We start from the raw sequence: 17,791 nt of genomic DNA, 5'->3' as shown, positions 1-17,791 counted from the left end.
ATGTCGCAAGCTGCCCTGAATGCGCGTGAACGCGAGGTGGATAACAGCCCGCGCCGCAGCAATGGAACTCAATTGGCGGGAATGGTTTTCCTGCTGATGGTGCTGGGAACGGTGCTGTGGAGTGGCTGGATGGTGATTGGCTGGATGAAAGACGCCAGTCGGCTGCCGCTCTCACGGTTGGTGGTCACCGGCGAACGCCATTACACCACCAACGATGATATTCGCCAGGCGATTCTGGCGCTGGGTGCGCCGGGCACGTTCATGACGCAGGATGTTGATGTCATCCAGCAGCAGATTGAACGCCTGCCGTGGATCAAGCAGGCCAGCGTGCGCAAGCAGTGGCCGGATGAGCTGAAGATCCACCTGGTCGAGTATGTCCCGATTGCGCGTTGGAATGATTTACACATGGTGGACGCCGAAGGCAAATCCTTCAGCGTGCCGGCAGAACGAATTGGCAAACAAAAATTGCCGCTGCTCTATGGCCCGGAAGGGAGCGAACAGGATGTTCTGGAAGGTTATCAGGCCATGAGCAACATGTTAGCGGCCAGCAAGTTTACGCTGAAAATGGCGGCCATGAGCGCTCGCCATTCCTGGCAGCTGGCTTTGGATAATGATGTTCGGCTGGAGCTGGGACGTGACGATCGTACCGGACGCCTGCAGCGGTTTATCGAGCTCTATCCGGTATTGCTGCAACAAGGGCAGGCGGAAAGCAAGCGCGTCAACTATGTCGATTTGCGCTATGAATCCGGCGCCTCGGTAGGTTGGACGCCGATATTGATCGACCCGCAGGCGGTAGGCGGTCAGCAGAACAGTAATCAGCAACAGAATCAGGCACAGGCAAAACAACAATGATCAAGTCGACGGACAGAAAACTGGTAGTTGGACTGGAGATCGGTACTGCAAAAGTCTCCGCATTGGTAGGGGAAGTTCTGCCCGATGGCATGGTCAACATTATCGGGGTGGGCAGTTGCCCGTCTCGCGGTATGGATAAGGGTGGCGTTAACGACCTGGAGTCGGTAGTCAAATGCGTACAACGCGCTATCGATCAGGCCGAGCTGATGGCGGATTGCCAGATTTCTTCGGTTTACCTCGCATTGTCGGGTAAACACATCAGCTGTCAGAACGAAATAGGGATGGTTCCTATTTCCGAAGAGGAAGTGACGCAGGAAGATGTGGAGAACGTGGTGCATACCGCCAAGTCGGTACGCGTACGTGACGAACACCGCATCCTGCACGTTATCCCTCAGGAATACGCCATCGACTATCAGGAAGGCATCAAGAACCCGGTTGGGTTGTCCGGCGTGCGTATGCAGGCCAAGGTGCACTTGATTACCTGCCATAACGATATGGCAAAGAACATTGTTAAAGCGGTAGAACGCTGTGGTCTGAAAGTTGACCAACTTATTTTCGCCGGTCTGGCCGCCAGCTATGCGGTTCTGACCGAAGATGAGCGCGAACTTGGCGTTTGTGTGGTGGATATCGGCGGCGGCACCATGGATATGGCGGTGTACACCGGCGGTGCTCTGCGCCACACCAAAGTGATCCCTTACGCCGGGAACGTGGTCACCAGCGATATCGCTTACGCCTTCGGCACGCCGCCGACAGACGCGGAAGCGATCAAAGTTCGACACGGCTGTGCGCTTGGGTCGATTGTTAGCAAGGATGAAAGTGTAGAGGTGCCAAGCGTTGGGGGACGTCCCCCTCGTAGTCTGCAAAGACAGACACTGGCTGAAGTCATTGAGCCACGCTACACCGAACTGTTGAATCTGGTTAACGATGAAATTTTGCAATTGCAGGAGCAACTGCGTCAGCAAGGGGTGAAGCATCATCTGGCGGCGGGTATTGTGCTGACCGGTGGTGCCGCCCAAATTGATGGCCTGGCAGCCTGTGCGCAACGGGTGTTCCACACCCAGGTACGCATCGGCCAACCCTTGAACATCACGGGTCTGACGGATTATGCGCAGGAGCCTTACTACTCAACTGCGGTAGGTCTGCTGCACTATGGAAAAGAGTCTCACCTGAGCGGTGAGGCAGAAGTAGAAAAACGCGCCTCGGTGGGCAATTGGTTTAAACGTATCAATAGCTGGCTGAGAAAAGAGTTTTAATGTTTCAACAAAGAGATCATGCTGAGTAATCTTTTTATGATCTCGCAGCGACAGGCACAAAACGGAGAGAAACTATGTTTGAACCAATGGAACTAACCAATGACGCGGTGATTAAAGTCATCGGCGTCGGCGGTGGCGGTGGCAACGCCGTTGAACACATGGTGCGCGAGCGCATCGAAGGTGTTGAATTCTTCGCCGTTAATACAGACGCTCAGGCGCTTCGTAAAACGGCAGTTGGCCAAACCATCCAGATCGGTAGCGGTATTACCAAAGGTCTGGGTGCAGGCGCGAACCCTGAAGTGGGTCGCAATTCAGCGGAAGAAGACCGTGAAGCCCTGCGTGCCGCACTTGATGGCGCAGACATGGTCTTCATTGCAGCCGGCATGGGCGGCGGTACCGGTACCGGTGCAGCACCTGTTGTGGCTGAAGTTGCTAAAGATCTGGGTATTCTGACAGTGGCCGTGGTTACCAAGCCTTTCAATTTTGAAGGCAAGAAACGCATGGCGTTCGCTGAGCAGGGTATCGCAGAGCTGTCCAAACATGTGGATTCACTGATCACTATCCCGAACGACAAGCTGTTGAAAGTTCTGGGGCGCGGCATTTCTCTGCTGGACGCGTTCGGCGCGGCTAACGACGTGCTGAAAGGCGCGGTGCAGGGTATCGCCGAGCTGATCACCCGTCCGGGCCTGATGAACGTCGACTTCGCCGACGTGCGCACCGTGATGTCCGAAATGGGCTACGCGATGATGGGTTCCGGCGTTGCCTGTGGTGAAGACCGCGCTGAAGAAGCGGCGGAAATGGCGATCTCCAGCCCACTGCTGGAAGACATCGACCTGTCCGGCGCTCGCGGCGTTCTGGTCAACATCACCGCCGGCTTCGACCTGCGTCTGGATGAGTTCGAAACCGTGGGTAACACCATTCGTGCTTTCGCTTCCGACAACGCCACCGTGGTTATCGGTACCTCGCTGGATCCGGAAATGAACGACGAACTGCGCGTGACCGTGGTTGCGACCGGTATCGGCATGGACAAACGTCCTGAAATCACTCTGGTGACCAATAAACAGGCTAGCCAGCCAGTGATGGATCATCGCTACCAGCAGCACGGCATGTCGCCGTTGCCGCAGGAAGTGAAACCGGCCGCCAAGGTGGTCAACGATCCGACTGCGCAGCCTAATAAAGAGCCCGACTATCTTGATATTCCTGCCTTCCTGCGCAAGCAGGCAGACTAAGAATATCCTGAGAATTTGGAATCTCCGCTCTTTGTGCTAAACTGTCCCGCCGGCCATGCTGTATGCTTGGTCGGTAGGATGGATAACATTGCGAGATAAAACGATGATCAAACAAAGGACATTAAAACGTATTGTTCAGGCGACTGGCGTCGGTTTGCATACCGGCAAAAAGGTCACGCTGACAATGCGCCCAGCGTCGGCTAATACCGGGGTCATCTATCGTCGCACTGACTTGAATCCACCGGTTGATTTTCCGGCTGATGCAAAATCCGTGCGTGATACCATGCTCTGTACTTGCCTGGTCAATGAGCATGACGTGCGTATTTCTACCGTTGAGCATCTGAATGCTGCGCTGGCTGGGCTGGGTATCGACAACATCATTATTGAAGTTGACGCCGCCGAGATCCCAATCATGGACGGTAGCGCCAGTCCGTTCGTCTACCTGTTGCTGGATGCCGGCATCGAAGAACTGAACTCAGCGAAGAAATTCCTGCGTCTGAAAGACACCGTACGTGTTGAAGATGGCGATAAATGGGCAGAGCTGTCCCCGCATAACGGGTTCCGTCTGGACTTTACCATCGACTTCAACCACCCGGCGATCGACGCCAGTACGCAACGCTATCGTCTGGATTTCTCCGCCGACTCGTTCGTGCGTCAAATCAGCCGTGCGCGTACTTTCGGTTTTATGCGTGACATCGAGTATTTGCAGTCACGTGGTTTGGCCCTGGGCGGCAGCTTTGACTGCGCCATCGTGGTAGATGACTACCGCGTTCTGAACGAAGACGGCCTGCGCTTTGAAGACGAATTCGTACGCCACAAAATGCTGGACGCCATCGGCGATCTGTTCATGTGCGGCCATAACATCATTGGCGCGTTTACCGCGTACAAGTCAGGCCATGCGCTGAACAACAAACTGTTGCAAGCCGTTCTGGCGAAACAGGAAGCGTGGGAATACGTCACCTTCCAGGACGAAGCCGAAATGCCGTTGGCATTCAAAGCCCCGTCCACCGTATTGGCATAAGTCGATACTGCTGATTACTTCTTACGACTGGTAGCGTTGGCACTCTCTCCGGCCAGCGACGCCAGTCGTTCCAATACCTTGCGCAGTTTTTCCGGGCTGCGGCTCGCCAAACCTCTTAATTCCTCAGCACTTTCCTGACTCAGATGCCGCATCGGCACGTTTGTCTGCGTATTCCCCAAGGTTTTTGCGGCGTCCTGCACAAGGTTGCTCCCTTTTGCCATCAAGGCCGGATTAATCCTGATGTCGATCGACGACAATGATGGTAGAATTTGCGCTCGTAGTGCAGATAATAAAGCCGGTTGTTCGTAGCGCAGGCGCATCAGCCAGCTGGCATTGGCCGTTTCTAGCACTAAAATACCCTGTCGGAAATTCGCGACGCGGCACCAGGGATGCAGTTGAACGGGCAAGACGCCTTTCACTGCACGGTTAAGCTTAAGCAGCGCCACAGCGCGTTGTTGGACGTTATGCAGCGGCCCTTTGTCTTCTGCAGACGCGTCGTCGAACAGGACATCTAATAATTGTGGACGGCTATCGCGCATAATGGGCTCCGGCGGATTATAAACTCGTGATCGGTATTCTAAATCGTTGGCGACAATTTGGCAGACGTTATTTCTGGCCCCATCTCCTGTTAGGGATGGTCGCGGCCACGCTTGGCGTACCTTCAAATCTGTCAGGCAACTCCGATCAAGCCGCTCTGCCGAGCACCTCGTCCAGCCTGAACCGGCAAAATTCCGCCAGCGGCGCCTTTAATAGCCTGGCGTTGCTGCAGGAAGCGCACCGCCGCCCGACCTTCAGCGTCGACTACTGGCACCAGCATGCGCTTCGTACCGTCATTCGTCACCTCTCTTTTGCTCTTGCACCGCAGGCAGTCTACGCGCGGGTGCAGGAAAGCGAGGCGGAAGTCGCAGAACCCCCGTTGCAGGTGGCGCAACTTGCGCTGCTTTCCACACTCAACGCGCTGCTGACGCATGAGCCAAAGCCGCCGACCATCATTCGCAGTACCCATCATGCCGTGCTGCCTGCCTTTGCGCAGCACCAGACCGGCTTGTGGCTCGCGCAGGTGCAGGGCATTCGCGCCGGGCCAGTAGCGTTAAGCTGATTCATTGCCCTTTGGGCGAAAAAAACCTAAAAATAACAGCAAGTTGACTGCCTATGTTGGCTGTCATGACAGAGATATTAAACATCATGTTAGTGAAATTATTGACCAAAGTTTTTGGTAGCCGTAACGATCGTACACTGCGCCGCATGCGTAAGTCGGTTGAACTGATCAACCGCATGGAACCGGACATGGAAAAGCTGTCCGATGACGAACTGAAAGCCAAGACCAACGAGTTCCGCGCACGCCTGGAAAAGGGTGAAGTGCTGGAAAACCTGCTGCCGGAAGCTTTCGCCGTGGTACGTGAGGCGAGCAAGCGCGTATTCGGTATGCGCCATTTCGACGTGCAGCTGCTGGGCGGTATGGTACTGAACGACCGCTGCATCGCAGAAATGCGCACCGGTGAAGGTAAGACTCTGACCGCAACCCTGCCCGCCTACCTGAATGCCTTAAGCGGCCGCGGCGTACACGTGGTGACCGTCAACGACTATCTGGCACAGCGTGACGCCGAAAACAACCGCCCGCTGTTCGAATTCCTTGGCCTGAGCATCGGCATCAACCTGCCGGGCATGCCTGCACCGGCCAAGCGTGAAGCCTATGCCGCCGATATTACTTACGGCACCAACAACGAATACGGCTTCGACTATCTGCGCGACAACATGGCGTTCAGCCCGGAAGAGCGCGTTCAGCGCAAGCTGCACTATGCGCTGGTGGATGAGGTTGACTCCATCCTGATCGATGAAGCCCGTACTCCGCTGATCATCTCCGGCCCGGCCGAAGACAGCTCAGAAATGTACATTAAGGTCAACAAGCTGATTCCAAAGCTTATCCGTCAGGAAAAAGAGGATTCAGACTCCTTCCAGGGCGAAGGCCACTTCTCGGTAGACGAGAAAGCGCGCCAGGTGCACCTGACCGAACGCGGCCTGATCCTGATCGAAGAAATGCTGGTGGAAGCCGGCATTATGGAAGAAGGGGAGTCACTGTACTCACCGACCAACATCATGTTGATGCACCATGTGACCGCCGCTCTGCGCGCGCACGTGTTGTTCACCCGCGACGTTGACTACATCGTGAAAGACGGTGAAGTGATTATCGTTGACGAACATACCGGCCGTACCATGCAGGGCCGTCGTTGGTCCGATGGTCTGCATCAGGCGGTGGAAGCCAAAGAAGGCGTGGAAATCCAGAACGAGAACCAGACGCTGGCATCCATCACTTTCCAGAACTACTTCCGCCTGTACGAGAAGCTGGCCGGTATGACCGGTACTGCCGACACCGAAGCGTTTGAATTCAGCTCCATCTACAAGCTGGATACCATCGTGGTGCCGACCAATCGCCCAATGCTGCGTAAAGACATGCCGGATCTGGTCTATATGACCGAACTGGAGAAGATTGGCGCCATCATTGAAGATATCCGCGAGCGTACCGCCAACGGCCAGCCGGTGCTGGTGGGGACGATCTCGATCGAAAAATCAGAAGTCGTTTCCCGCGAACTGGCGAAAGCGGGTATTGATCACAAAGTGCTGAACGCCAAATTCCACGCCATGGAAGCGGACATTGTGGCGCAGGCCGGCCAGACCGGTGCGGTGACTATCGCCACCAACATGGCGGGCCGTGGTACCGATATCGTGTTGGGCGGCAGCTGGCAGGCAGAGATTGCCCAGTTGGAAGACCCAACCGAAGAGCAAATTGCGGCGATTAAAGAAGACTGGAAAATCCGCCATGAAGCGGTATTGAAGGCGGGTGGCTTGCACATCATTGGTACCGAGCGCCATGAATCACGCCGTATCGATAACCAGCTGCGCGGCCGTTCCGGTCGTCAGGGCGATGCCGGTTCATCCCGCTTCTACCTGTCGATGGAAGATGCCTTGATGCGTATTTTCGCCTCGGATCGCGTTTCCGGCATGATGCGTAAACTGGGTATGAAAGAGGGTGAGGCCATTGAGCACCCATGGGTCACCAAGGCGATTGCCAACGCGCAACGTAAAGTGGAAAGCCGTAACTTCGATATTCGTAAGCAACTGCTGGAATACGATGATGTGGCCAGCGATCAGCGTCGCGCTATCTATAGCCAGCGTAATGAACTGCTGGACGTGTCCGACGTGAGCGAAACCATCGCCAGCATCCGTGAAGACGTCTTCAAAACCACCATTGACAGCTACATCACGCCGCAGTCGCTGGAAGAAGAGTGGGATATTCAGGGCCTGGAAGAGCGCCTGAAAAACGACTTCGATCTGGATATGCCAATCGCCGAATGGCTGGATAAAGAGCCGGATCTGCACGAAGAAACGCTGCGTGAGCGTATTCTGGAAAAGGCCAAGGAAGACTACCTGCGCAAAGAAGAAGTGGTTGGCACGGATATGATGCGCAACTTCGAGAAGGGCGTGATGCTGCAAACGCTGGATTCCCTGTGGAAGGAGCATCTGGCGGCAATGGACTACCTGCGCCAGGGCATCCATCTGCGTGGCTACGCGCAGAAAGATCCTAAGCAAGAGTACAAGCGTGAATCCTTCAATATGTTTGCGACCATGCTGGAATCGCTGAAATACGAAGTGATCAGCGTGCTGAGTAAAGTTCAGGTGCGGATGCCGGAAGAGGTTGAAGCGATGGAGTTGCAGCGTCGCGAAGAAGCGGAGCGCCTTGCAGCACAGCAACAGCTGAGCCACTACGAAGAAAATGCGTTGGTTACCGAAGAGCCAAATGCTCCTGCAAGCGCGGAGCGCAAGGTGGGCCGCAACGATCTTTGCCCATGTGGATCCGGTAAAAAATACAAACAGTGCCACGGCCGTCTGCAGAAATAAGTAAGCCCGGCAGCGTTTAACGAGTCAAACCCAGGGGGTCAGCATGCTGAGCCCCTGTTTTTTAGGGCCAGAGTCCGCGCCCTTATGAATAAATCAGGAGGATGCGATGAAACATCTGAACATCGCCGTCGGTATCATTCGCAATGCCCAGCAGGAAATTTTTATTACCCGTCGTGCCGCAGATTCACATATGGCCGGTTTCTGGGAGTTTCCCGGCGGCAAAATTGAGCAAGGGGAAACCCCGGAGCAGGCGCTCAATCGTGAACTGCTGGAGGAAACCGGGATTGAAACTGAACGGGCTGAGCTGTTGGAGGTGCTGGAGCACCGTTTTAGCGATCGTATCGTGACGCTAAATTTTTATCTGGTGGAAGGTTGGGCAGGGGAACCCTTCGGTCGTGAAGGCCAGCCTATGCGTTGGGTGAAGCAGGCCGAACTGCGGGAGGACGAATTTCCCGAGGCCAATGTCAGTATTATCAAGCTGTTGGTGACGCAGGCGAACGCTGCGCAATAAGGCGGGCGGCCTGGCTGGTGCCAGGCCGAAAGAGAGACAATCAGCGATCGTCTTATGCGACTCGTCCATGAGTCTCACCCTTACAGAGCCGCTGCAAGCAGCGTTCAAATCGGTTCTGGACCGATTTGTCCTTCACTCCATTCTTCGCTTTCTGACAGATCGCTGTTGCTGGGAATGCGTTTTTCTTCATCGGCCCATTCGCCGAGATCGATTAACTGGCAGCGTTTGCTGCAAAATGGGCGGAACGGGCTCACTTCACCCCACACCACGCCTTTGCCACAGGTTGGGCATTTCACTACGGTAGTCATCTCTTTTCCTTACTTCCTTCCAACGCGTGAAAGGTCTTTATGTCATTGGGTTAGCAACAGGCTAACTCAAAGGTTAACCGTTCCGGCACCACGCCAAGCTCGCTGTCCAGGGGCAGGAAACGGATCGCATAACGCGTCTTATGGCCGGAAATCTGCGGATAAAGCTGATGTGTCAGGCTAATGCGCAAACGCAACAGGTCTGCGCCTTCCGCGTTATCCTGGAAGAAGCCGTTCAAACTGATCTGGTTGCGGAATGGGCCGGCCTGACGAATCAGATCCAGCACCATAGTCAGCGCCAGATTCAACGGCTCCAGTGCCTGCAGCCAGTCAGCGACGTCGGCGTCCCGTTCTTGCTGCGGTGCATGCATCCACATGTGCAATGTGGGCAAGTCAAAGCTGCAACAGCCGCCGGGAATGCTCAGACGTTGGCGCACCAGGCTTATCAGCCGATCTTCGCGCAGTGCCTGCCCCAGACGCGGAGCGGACATCAGCGCTGCTGCGCGCACCTTCAGTTGACCGCGTAGCTGGTCCATCAGAGACATATCGACGCCCGGTACATCGGTCCATGCCAACAGTTTTTGTTGCTGACGCTCCAACTCTTTCAGCAGTTCGGTGCGTACTTCGCCGCGTTCCAATACGTCCAGCAGGTCCGCAACAGTGCGGAAGAAGGTCAGTGCAATGGCGGTTTCGCTCAGTGCCCGCTGGCCATGCAATTGTTGCAGTAAAAACTCGATACGCAGCCAGGTGCGCATTTTTTCATTCAACGGATGTTCAAAAAGAACGCTTGGGGAAACATCACTCATTCAGTTTAATCCTGTCGGGTCGCTGATGCCGCCAGTTCAAGGTAGCGGCGATGCAGTGCGGCAACAAATGGCTCTATCCCCTGAGCGGCACCGCTATTATCGATTATGTCGTCTGCAGCGGCCAGGCGCTGCTCACGCGTGGCCTGTGCGGACACTATGTTCTGTGCCTGTTGGCGGCTGATCCCGTCGCGGGTAATGGTTCTCGCCAACTGTGTTTCGCTGTCGACGTCGACCACCAGCACGCGATCTGCGCGCGCTTGCAGGTTGTTTTCCACCAGCAGTGGCACAACCCACAACGCATAGGGGCTGGCGACCTGCGCCAACTGGCGTTGGGTTTCCTGATGAATCAGCGGGTGCAGCAATTGATTCAGCCAGCGCTTTTCATCCGGGGTGCTGAATATACGCTGCCGCAGTGCCGTGCGGTTAAGCGTGCCGTCAGCCAGCAACATTTCATTACCAAAACGTTCGGCGATAGCGGCTAAAGCTGGGGTGCCGGGTTCGACAACCTGCCGTGCAATGACGTCAGCGTCGACAATCTCCACGCCGTGGCGGGCAAAGGCTTCTGCTACGGTGGACTTGCCGCTGCCGATACCCCCTGTCAACGCTACAATGTAGGCCATGGTATAAAATGCACTCGATATTCATAAAAAAATAATAGACGAATCATAAAGCGATCGTGCAGAAGTGCAAGTCAGTAGGGAGCGCTAGCCCGGCAGGTTGCGTTGTACGGCGATAAAAAGCGCGACAGGGAAAGGAAAATGAGCGATGAATCACGCCGCGTGTGCGTAGGTAAATTTGTCGGATTGTAACGCAAATAAAGGTGAATTCGCAGTCTTGTCCGGCGATTATTAGCGCGTATCATAGCGTCACTGGAACTGGCATTAATCTATACCCGTCATTCTTCAAGCTGCAGGTGTGTTGACTGCGAGTGTTCACCCGAATCACTTACGTGAGTAAGCTCATCGGGACTCTCACTCTTGTCGCCTTCCTGCAACTCGAATTATTTAGGGTATACCCCGTCGCTTTTCAAGCCATTGCGTTCTTGCGATCCGTCGCCAAAAACCAGGAAATCATAAGTCATGCGTATTGAAGAAGATTTGAAGTTAGGCTTTAAAGATGTGTTGATTCGCCCAAAGCGCTCCACGTTGAAAAGCCGCTCTGAGGTTGAACTGGAGCGTCAGTTTACCTTCAAACATTCTGGCTGGAACTGGTCCGGTGTGCCGATTATTGCCGCCAATATGGACACGGTCGGCACCTTCAGCATGGCAGAGGCTCTGGCTTCCTTCGACGTTCTCACCGCCGTACACAAACACTACACCGTTGAACAATGGGCCGCATTCGTGCAGCGCGTACCGGAATCGGTACTGCGCCACGTTATGGTTTCAACCGGCACCTCTGAGGCTGACTTTGTGAAGATGAAGCAGATTCTGGCGCTGTCTCCGGGTCTTAAGTTTATCTGCATTGACGTGGCCAACGGTTACTCGGAGCATTTTGTCGCCTTCTTGCAGAAAGCGCGCGAAGCTTGCCCGAACCATGTGATCTGCGCCGGTAACGTGGTTACTGGCGAAATGGTGGAAGAATTGATCCTGTCTGGCGCCGATATCGTAAAAGTCGGCATTGGCCCGGGGTCGGTTTGCACCACCCGGGTAAAAACCGGTGTCGGTTATCCGCAGTTGTCTGCGGTGATTGAGTGCGCCGATGCGGCACACGGTCTCGGCGGACAAATCGTCAGCGATGGCGGCTGTTCTGTGCCGGGCGACGTGGCCAAAGCTTTTGGCGGTGGCGCTGATTTTGTCATGCTGGGCGGTATGTTGGCCGGTCATGACGAGTGTGAAGGCACCGTAGTGGAAGAGAACGGCGAAAAATTCATGCTGTTCTACGGCATGAGCTCAGAGTCGGCGATGAAGCGCCATGTGGGCGGTGTTGCCGAATACCGTGCCGCTGAGGGCAAAACCGTGAAGCTGCCTCTGCGCGGCGAGGTTGAGTTCACCGTCCGTGATATCCTCGGGGGGTTGCGCTCAGCCTGCACCTATGTCGGCGCAGAACGCCTGAAAGAGTTGACCAAACGCACCACCTTTATCCGCGTTGCGGAGCAGGAAAACCGCGTATTCGGTGCTAAGTAACCGATAATAAAGCCACTCCCCGGGGAGCAGTTCACATTTTGCTGTGCCCCGGATCCTTCTGTTTACCCCAAAACATTTCCCAGCTGAAATATCGGTAGATACATGGCGATCACCAGCGCCCCGACTATTCCTCCCACCACCAGCATCAATATCGGCTCCAGCGTTTGCGCCAGCGTATCGGCCAGTTCAAAGGTTTGCTGCTCATGCCACAGCGCCAGCTTGCCCAGCAAGGTGTCCAGCGAGCCGGACTCTTCGCCCACCCGCACCAATTGTTGGCATAATGGGGGGAACAGAGCCTGTTGACCCAGGGCGCTGTAGAAAGTATGTCCCTGTGCAATCTGTTGCCGAACCGTCTCAATCGCCTGGCGGTAAAACAGGCTGTCCACCGACAGCGCCGCGGCGTTCAGGCCTTCAACCAGGGTGAGGCCTGCCTGCTGAGTCATGGCCAGAATACGGAATATTTGGCTCAGGCTGCCGCCTTTGATCAACTGCGCGATCAGCGGCAAGCGCAATAGCGTCGCCTGTTCGCGCCTGCGCCACTGCGGTTTTGGGTGCAGCCAGCGGAAATAGGAAAACACCGCTCCGGCCATTATCAACACCAGCCAGGGACCGCTGTGGACCAAGATAGCGGACAGGTTCAACAGCCCTTGGGTAAACCAGGGCAATGGCGCATCGAACGACTGGTAGACGCCGGCAAACTCCGGAAGCACCATCACCAGCATCAGAATGCTTACCAACAGCGCTACTGCGCAGATAAACAGCGGGTAACGCAGTGCCTTAATCACTTTTTTTTGCAGTTTTTGTTGCGCCTCCTGCTGTTGAGCCAGTTGCAGGCAGCAAGCGTCAAGATTGCCGGTCAGTTCCCCGATAGCGATTAATTGACGGTAGATGAGCGGAAAGATGGCGCGTTGCCCGGCGATAACGTCGGAGAAGGGCTGGCCCTGCCGTACCTGCTCGGTTATCTCGCGCAGCAGGCAGCGCCAGGCGGCAGACGGGTGCTCTTCCGCCAACAGTTGCAATCCGTTGACCAGCGGTAACCCGGCTTGCAGCAGGGTGGCGAGCTGGCGGGTGAATTGGATCATGGGTTCGCCCCGCCACTGAGCGGGGGCAATGCGTTTCCCACTATTAATCTGGCAGGGTTGCAACCCCTGCTCAATGAGCCACTGGCTGACCACGTGTTTTTCGTTGCTCATCCGCTCCCCCTGGCGTAACTGGCCGTGAGGATCGACTGCTTGCCACAGGAAAAGACGCTGTGCTTTCACGGCGTCGCTCCGCTTTCGGCGGTGATACCGACAATGCGATATACCTCTTCCAACGAGGTGAGGCCTTGAGAAACCAGCGTTAATCCGGCTTGCAGCAGCGTTATCTGCCCTTGTTGTCGGGCGATATCGGCCAGTTGACCGGGGGCTGCGCCTTGCAGCAGACCGGCTTGCACCTCTGGAGTGATCATCAGCAGCTCATAAACCCCTGTGCGGCCGTAATAACCGCTAAAGCAGTGTTCGCAGCCGTCAGCCTGCCAGGGCAACAGGGGGGTGGCCCAAATGGCGGTGGGAAAGTGAACGGGCAGGTTCTGTTGGTAGCGACAGTGACTGCACAGCTTGCGCACCAGCCGCTGGGCGATGACCAGCTTCAGACAGGCGGCGATCAGATAACCCGGAATACCCATATGGGTCAGACGCGTCAGGGTTTCGCTGGTGGAGTTGGTGTGCAGCGTCGAGAGGACCAGATGACCGGTTTGAGCCGCTTTCACTGCGATTTCCGCCGTTTCCCGGTCGCGGATCTCACCGATCATGATGACGTCCGGATCCTGGCGCAACAAGGCGCGCAACACGCGAGAGAAATCCAGCTCGGTTTTGGGGTTTATCTGGGTCTGGTTGACGCCGAACAGTGGAATTTCAATCGGGTCCTCGACGCTGCACAAATTGCTTTGCGCGTCATTCAATTGTCGCAGGCCACTGTATAGCGTGACGGTTTTACCGCTGCCGGTCGGGCCTGTAACCAGGATCATGCCCTGGGGGCAGGACAGTGCCTCAGCATACTGCGCCAGCGCCATTTGGCTCATGCCTAACCGATCCAACGGCAGCTCCTGGCGTTCGGTTTGCAGGATCCTCAGCACCACTTTTTCACCGTGCAGTGTCGGCAAGGTAGCGATGCGCATTGAATAACTGGCGTTATCCAATTGTACGCTGAGCTGCCCATCCTGCGGCAGACGGCGCTCGGCGATATCCAACTGCCTCATGATCTTCAGCCGGGCGATAAGGCGTGCGGCCAGGGGGAAAGGCGGTGAAGCTACGGCCTGCAATACGCCGTCGATGCGCAGCCGGATACGCAGTGTCTGCAGATAAGGTTCGAAATGAATGTCCGACGCGCGTCGTTGTATGGCGATGCGCAGCGTTTGGTTGATAAACTGCACCACGGGCGCGTCGCTGTCGTCATTTAATGAGGAGGCGTCCGGCTCGGCTTCCGGCGCGCTTTGTCCAAGCCTGTCACCCTGCATTTGCCGGCGGTTCAGTTCCAGTTCCAGTCGGGCCGCAGGCCACTGCTCCAGATGAATACGTTTGCCGGTGGCGAAACGCAGGGCCGGCAGCAGCCCCTGCGGTACTTCCGCGTTCAGGGCAACGGTCAGGCTGTCGTCGTCTTCGCTGAGTGCCAGCGCCTGGTAGCGCTGGCACAGGGCGTGAATTTCATCGCTGATGCCGATGTTCATTGAGATGCCCCCTTCGCCGTATCGTCAAAGCGGAAGACTTCCTGGCAGGTCTCCTGCAGATTGACGTTGTCGCTGGTGCACTGGCGTGTCCAACGCGTCAGGCCGCTGGCGTTCTGGGTGGGCGTCAGCGCTACGGTCAGACCTTGCAGCGTTTGCGTGCCGGTCAGCGAGATCACGCCTTGGCTGACCTTAACGGCGCTGACGTAACGTGAGGTGCCGCCGGCAGGAATGCCTTTACTGCCGGCATTACAACCTGCCGGTGCGCCGCCATCGAGCACGCATAGCTCAACGGCCAGCTTGTAAGGGGTCATGACTTGCAGCATGTCAGTCATCGCCGCTTTCTGAATATAACGTTGGTAGGCGGGTACGCCTATGGCGCTCAATATTGCGATAATGGCGATCACCACCATCAGTTCGATCAGAGTAAAACCGCGCTGTGTTTCCATTTGTTATTGCCTCCCTGTGAATGTGGAGGTAACGGTAACGGCTCGTACAGCGGGCTTCTAGCGGGGAGTCAGTGTTCTGCGGCGCGCTTCCACGGCAAGTTGTTCTGCTTGCAGCGGTATGAAAATAGTTGCGGCGGGATTCGCAGTTTTGACGAAAAAGCACCGTCCTGGCTGGCCAGGACGGTGTGAAAGGCAGAGATTATTTAAAGCGCATTGAGAGATCGAGTGCGGTCACATGTTTGGTCAGCGCGCCAACGGAGATGTAGTCCACGCCGGTTTCGGCGAAGGTGCGCAGTGTTTCGCTGGTCACGTTGCCGGAGACTTCCAACTGTGCGCGGCCTTGGGTCTGCGCTACCGCGGCACGCATCATCTCGACGCTGAAGTTATCCAGCATGACGATGTCGGCGCCGGCATCCAGCGCCTGTTGCAGTTCATCGAGGGATTCTACTTCCACTTCGACCGGCACGTCGGCATGCAGCCAAAAAGCTTTCTCGACCGCATTCTTGATCGAGCCGGAGGCGATGATATGGTTTTCCTTGATCAGGAAGGCATCGGATAATCCCAACCGGTGATTGCTGCCGCCACCGCACAGCACCGCATATTTCAGTGCGGTGCGCAGTCCCGGCAGGGTTTTGCGCGTATCCAGCAGGCGGGTTTGAGTCCCTTGCAGCAGTGCCACATAACGGCTGACTTCGGTCGCTACGCCGGAAAGCGTCTGCACAAAGTTCAGCGCGGTGCGCTCGCCGGTCAGCAGTATCCGCGCCGGCCCGCTCAGTTTGCACAGCGGTTGGTCAGGCACCAGGCGATCGCCATCCGCCACCAGCCATTCCACCTTCACCTGGTTGCCCAACTGGATGAAGACCTCACTCAACCAGCGCCGGCCGCAAAATACGCCGGGTTCACGGGTGATAATGGTGGCGTCTGCCTGCTTGTCGGCCGGTAACAATTGCGCGGTAATATCGTGCTCGGCATTGACTTCACCCCCCAGGTCTTCGCGCAGCGCCTGGGCAACGGCATAGGGGATATCGCTTTCAATTCGTTCAAGAAGCTCGGTGCGGCGACTGTCGGCATCGTAGCGGCGTGTCGGCATAGAAAACTCCGAAATGGACGGTAAGATCGTAGGGGGAACATGCTACTCTGTTGCCGTGATAAGTACCACCGCAGAGAGGTGTCTGATGCAGTTAGAGCATGGCTGGATTGTCGGGGTGAAACGGGTCGTTTCGCCGCATTGCGATCTTCGCCCGAATGATGAAGCCCCTTCGCTGCTGGTGATCCACAATATCAGCCTGCCGCCCGGCGAGTTTGGCGGCCCCTATATCGATCGGCTGTTTACCGGCACCCTCGATCCCGCAGAACACCCCTATTTTTCCGGCATCCATCAGCTTAGGGTCTCGGCGCATTGTCTGATCCGCCGCGAGGGTGAAATCATTCAGTATGTGCCGTTCGACAAGCGCGCCTGGCACGCCGGCGTTTCCGAGTATCAGGGGCGCGAACGCTGCAACGATTTTTCGATCGGCATTGAACTGGAAGGTACCGATCAACTGCCGTTCACGCCGCAGCAATATCAGAGCCTGAAAGCGGTGACCGCGCTGTTAATCAGGTATTATCCGATGTCGGCGGCAAGCATTACCGGGCACAGTAATATCGCCCCTGGCCGCAAAACCGATCCAGGCCCGGCGTTTGACTGGGACTTTTATCTGGCATCTCTGGAACAACCCTGCGAGCCCGATGGCGCTATGCTTGGGAAAATGGAAAGGGAGAGGAGTCGCTAATGACGCTGTTTACGCTGTTACTGGTTCTGGCGTGGGAACGTTTGTTCAAGCTGGGGGAGCACTGGCAACTGGATCATCGCCTGGAAGTGGTGTTCCATCGGTTGCATAGATTTTCGCTGGCGCAGACGCTGCTGCTGACCGTCGCCTGGATGGTGGTGGTGTGGGGCATTTTGTGGTTGGCTCACGGGCTGTTGTTCGGCGTGGTGACGCTGCTGCTGTGGATTATTATCGATTTGCTGTGTGTGGGCGCCGGTATCAAGCGCAAACACTATCGGGCCTATCTTAAGGCGGCGCGGCAGGGGGATGCCCATGCCAGCGATCAAATGGCGGAGGAACTGGCGCTGATCCACGGCTTGCCGGCGAATTGCAGCGAAGAGCTGCGCCTGCGCGAACTGCAAAATGCGCTGCTGTGGACTAACTTCCGTTATTATCTGGCACCGCTGTTTTGGTTTGTGGTCTGCGGGCCATACGGGCCAATCGCATTGGCGGGTTATGCTTTCCTGCGTGCTTATCAAACCTGGCTGGCGCGTCACAATACTCCGCTGGAGCGTTCTCAATCCGGCATCGATCATCTGTTGCACTGGCTGGACTGGATCCCGGTACGCCTGGCAGGCGTAGCTTATGCGCTGCTGGGGCACGGTGAAAAAGCCTTGCCGGCATGGTTTGCGTCGCTGGGCGATCGTCATACCTCGCAATACCAGGTACTGACTCGCCTGGCGCAGTTCTCTCTGGCGCGCGATCCGCATAGGGATCCGGTACAAACCCCGCGTGCGGCGGTCACTCTGGCGCGTAAGGTGACGATGGTTATCGTGGTGGTAGTGGCGCTGCTGACGATTTACGGTACCTTGCTCTAACAAAATAAAAACGGG

General features: G+C 56.2%; 18 protein-coding genes. 10 read left to right on the top strand and 8 right to left on the bottom strand.

Annotated elements, in window-relative coordinates:
• The 4 genes from ftsQ (at position 1) to lpxC (ending at position 4,355) form a co-directional block, all read left to right on the top strand.
• Positions 1-852, top strand: a complete 852-nt coding sequence (ftsQ, locus tag ACUTSW_RS15265) for a cell division protein FtsQ (RefSeq protein ID WP_004950146.1) — start codon at positions 1-3, stop codon at positions 850-852.
• Positions 849-2,105: a cell division protein FtsA gene (gene ftsA, locus ACUTSW_RS15260; RefSeq protein WP_004950148.1), complete on the top strand. Its 1,257-nt coding sequence runs from the start codon at positions 849-851 to the stop codon at positions 2,103-2,105. The genes ftsQ and ftsA overlap by 4 nt, the downstream gene beginning before the upstream one ends.
• 74 nt (positions 2,106-2,179) lie before the next feature.
• Positions 2,180-3,334, top strand: a complete 1,155-nt coding sequence (gene ftsZ / locus ACUTSW_RS15255) for a cell division protein FtsZ (RefSeq protein WP_004950150.1) — start codon at positions 2,180-2,182, stop codon at positions 3,332-3,334.
• Positions 3,335-3,437: 103 nt separating this feature from the next.
• Positions 3,438-4,355, top strand: coding sequence for a UDP-3-O-acyl-N-acetylglucosamine deacetylase (lpxC, locus tag ACUTSW_RS15250; RefSeq protein ID WP_006317618.1), 918 nt, complete (start codon positions 3,438-3,440; stop codon positions 4,353-4,355).
• 14 nt (positions 4,356-4,369) lie between these two features.
• Here the strand turns inward: lpxC and ACUTSW_RS15245 are convergent, their stop codons facing one another.
• On the bottom strand, positions 4,370-4,894 hold the full coding sequence (locus tag ACUTSW_RS15245; RefSeq protein WP_013811498.1) for a DUF721 domain-containing protein: 525 nt from the start codon (positions 4,892-4,894) through the stop codon (positions 4,370-4,372).
• Between the two features lie 26 nt (positions 4,895-4,920).
• On the opposite strand from ACUTSW_RS15245, the gene secM reads away from it, so the two are divergent.
• The 3 genes from secM to mutT all read left to right on the top strand — a co-directional run bounded on the left by secM (position 4,921) and on the right by mutT (position 8,763).
• Positions 4,921-5,454, top strand: a complete 534-nt coding sequence (gene secM / locus ACUTSW_RS15240; RefSeq protein WP_445584792.1) for a secA translation cis-regulator SecM — start codon at positions 4,921-4,923, stop codon at positions 5,452-5,454.
• Positions 5,455-5,540: 86 nt separating this feature from the next.
• Entirely contained in the window at positions 5,541-8,252 is a 2,712-nt protein-coding gene (gene secA, locus ACUTSW_RS15235; protein ID WP_062869631.1) for a preprotein translocase subunit SecA, read from the top strand.
• Between the two features lie 106 nt (positions 8,253-8,358).
• Complete coding sequence (gene mutT, locus ACUTSW_RS15230) at positions 8,359-8,763, top strand: 8-oxo-dGTP diphosphatase MutT (RefSeq protein WP_013811501.1); 405 nt, start codon at positions 8,359-8,361, stop codon at positions 8,761-8,763.
• A 104-nt stretch (positions 8,764-8,867) separates the two neighbouring features.
• Here the strand turns inward: mutT and yacG are convergent, their stop codons facing one another.
• From yacG to coaE, 3 genes are read right to left on the bottom strand one after another with little or no spacing between them, the layout of a single operon-like run.
• Positions 8,868-9,071, bottom strand: coding sequence for a DNA gyrase inhibitor YacG (yacG, locus tag ACUTSW_RS15225; RefSeq protein ID WP_012005220.1), 204 nt, complete (start codon positions 9,069-9,071; stop codon positions 8,868-8,870).
• Between the two features lie 50 nt (positions 9,072-9,121).
• The gene (zapD, locus tag ACUTSW_RS15220) at positions 9,122-9,874 is read right to left on the bottom strand and encodes a cell division protein ZapD (RefSeq protein WP_062869633.1); all 753 of its coding nucleotides are present in this window, start codon (positions 9,872-9,874) and stop codon (positions 9,122-9,124) included.
• 5 nt (positions 9,875-9,879) lie between these two features.
• Entirely contained in the window at positions 9,880-10,494 is a 615-nt protein-coding gene (gene coaE / locus ACUTSW_RS15215; RefSeq protein WP_197912163.1) for a dephospho-CoA kinase, read from the bottom strand.
• 459 nt (positions 10,495-10,953) lie between these two features.
• Here coaE and ACUTSW_RS15210 point away from each other — a divergent pair, with 459 nt between their 5' ends.
• Complete coding sequence (locus ACUTSW_RS15210; protein WP_004950166.1) at positions 10,954-11,997, top strand: GMP reductase; 1,044 nt, start codon at positions 10,954-10,956, stop codon at positions 11,995-11,997.
• Positions 11,998-12,059: 62 nt separating this feature from the next.
• Here ACUTSW_RS15210 and hofC read toward each other — a convergent pair whose 3' ends face one another.
• The 4 genes from hofC to nadC all read right to left on the bottom strand — a co-directional run bounded on the left by hofC (position 12,060) and on the right by nadC (position 16,240).
• Positions 12,060-13,259 (bottom strand): protein transport protein HofC, encoded by a 1,200-nt coding sequence (hofC, locus tag ACUTSW_RS15205; protein ID WP_445584791.1) that lies wholly within the window; start codon positions 13,257-13,259, stop codon positions 12,060-12,062.
• Entirely contained in the window at positions 13,256-14,704 is a 1,449-nt protein-coding gene (gspE, locus tag ACUTSW_RS15200; protein ID WP_445584790.1) for a type II secretion system protein GspE, read from the bottom strand. Before gspE ends, hofC begins: the two co-directional genes overlap by 4 nt.
• Positions 14,701-15,150, bottom strand: coding sequence for a prepilin peptidase-dependent pilin (ppdD, locus tag ACUTSW_RS15195; RefSeq protein ID WP_062869637.1), 450 nt, complete (start codon positions 15,148-15,150; stop codon positions 14,701-14,703). The genes gspE and ppdD overlap by 4 nt, the downstream gene beginning before the upstream one ends.
• 199 nt (positions 15,151-15,349) lie before the next feature.
• On the bottom strand, positions 15,350-16,240 hold the full coding sequence (gene nadC / locus ACUTSW_RS15190) for a carboxylating nicotinate-nucleotide diphosphorylase (RefSeq protein WP_445584789.1): 891 nt from the start codon (positions 16,238-16,240) through the stop codon (positions 15,350-15,352).
• A gap of 85 nt (positions 16,241-16,325) precedes the next feature.
• Between nadC and ampD the strand changes: the two genes are divergently transcribed.
• Both ampD and ampE read left to right on the top strand, forming a co-directional pair.
• Complete coding sequence (ampD, locus tag ACUTSW_RS15185; RefSeq protein ID WP_006323603.1) at positions 16,326-16,922, top strand: 1,6-anhydro-N-acetylmuramyl-L-alanine amidase AmpD; 597 nt, start codon at positions 16,326-16,328, stop codon at positions 16,920-16,922.
• Positions 16,922-17,776: a beta-lactamase regulator AmpE gene (gene ampE, locus ACUTSW_RS15180; protein ID WP_004950178.1), complete on the top strand. Its 855-nt coding sequence runs from the start codon at positions 16,922-16,924 to the stop codon at positions 17,774-17,776. Before ampD ends, ampE begins: the two co-directional genes overlap by 1 nt.
• The last annotated feature ends 15 nt before the right edge of the window (positions 17,777-17,791 follow it).

Source organism: Serratia sp. TSA_198.1 (assembly GCF_052686505.1).
Note: the sequence above shows the minus strand (reverse complement) of the source record. Positions and strands in the feature narration are given on the sequence as shown.

What these genes read in the sequence shown, in the direction of transcription:
- ACUTSW_RS15210 (WP_004950166.1), top strand. Translation starts at nt 10,954, where the DNA reads ATGCGTATTGAAGAAGATTTGAAGTTAGGCTTTAAAGATGTGTTGATT.
- lpxC (WP_006317618.1), top strand. Translation starts at nt 3,438, where the DNA reads ATGATCAAACAAAGGACATTAAAACGTATTGTTCAGGCGACTGGCGTC.
- coaE (WP_197912163.1), bottom strand. Translation starts at nt 10,494, where the DNA reads ATGGCCTACATTGTAGCGTTGACAGGGGGTATCGGCAGCGGCAAGTCC.
- ftsA (WP_004950148.1), top strand. Translation starts at nt 849, where the DNA reads ATGATCAAGTCGACGGACAGAAAACTGGTAGTTGGACTGGAGATCGGT.
- ACUTSW_RS15245 (WP_013811498.1), bottom strand. Translation starts at nt 4,894, where the DNA reads ATGCGCGATAGCCGTCCACAATTATTAGATGTCCTGTTCGACGACGCG.
- gspE (WP_445584790.1), bottom strand. Translation starts at nt 14,704, where the DNA reads ATGAACATCGGCATCAGCGATGAAATTCACGCCCTGTGCCAGCGCTAC.
- ftsQ (WP_004950146.1), top strand. Translation starts at nt 1, where the DNA reads ATGTCGCAAGCTGCCCTGAATGCGCGTGAACGCGAGGTGGATAACAGC.
- nadC (WP_445584789.1), bottom strand. Translation starts at nt 16,240, where the DNA reads ATGCCGACACGCCGCTACGATGCCGACAGTCGCCGCACCGAGCTTCTT.
- zapD (WP_062869633.1), bottom strand. Translation starts at nt 9,874, where the DNA reads ATGAGTGATGTTTCCCCAAGCGTTCTTTTTGAACATCCGTTGAATGAA.
- mutT (WP_013811501.1), top strand. Translation starts at nt 8,359, where the DNA reads ATGAAACATCTGAACATCGCCGTCGGTATCATTCGCAATGCCCAGCAG.
- ppdD (WP_062869637.1), bottom strand. Translation starts at nt 15,150, where the DNA reads ATGGAAACACAGCGCGGTTTTACTCTGATCGAACTGATGGTGGTGATC.
- ftsZ (WP_004950150.1), top strand. Translation starts at nt 2,180, where the DNA reads ATGTTTGAACCAATGGAACTAACCAATGACGCGGTGATTAAAGTCATC.
- ampD (WP_006323603.1), top strand. Translation starts at nt 16,326, where the DNA reads ATGCAGTTAGAGCATGGCTGGATTGTCGGGGTGAAACGGGTCGTTTCG.
- ampE (WP_004950178.1), top strand. Translation starts at nt 16,922, where the DNA reads ATGACGCTGTTTACGCTGTTACTGGTTCTGGCGTGGGAACGTTTGTTC.
- secA (WP_062869631.1), top strand. Translation starts at nt 5,541, where the DNA reads ATGTTAGTGAAATTATTGACCAAAGTTTTTGGTAGCCGTAACGATCGT.
- yacG (WP_012005220.1), bottom strand. Translation starts at nt 9,071, where the DNA reads ATGACTACCGTAGTGAAATGCCCAACCTGTGGCAAAGGCGTGGTGTGG.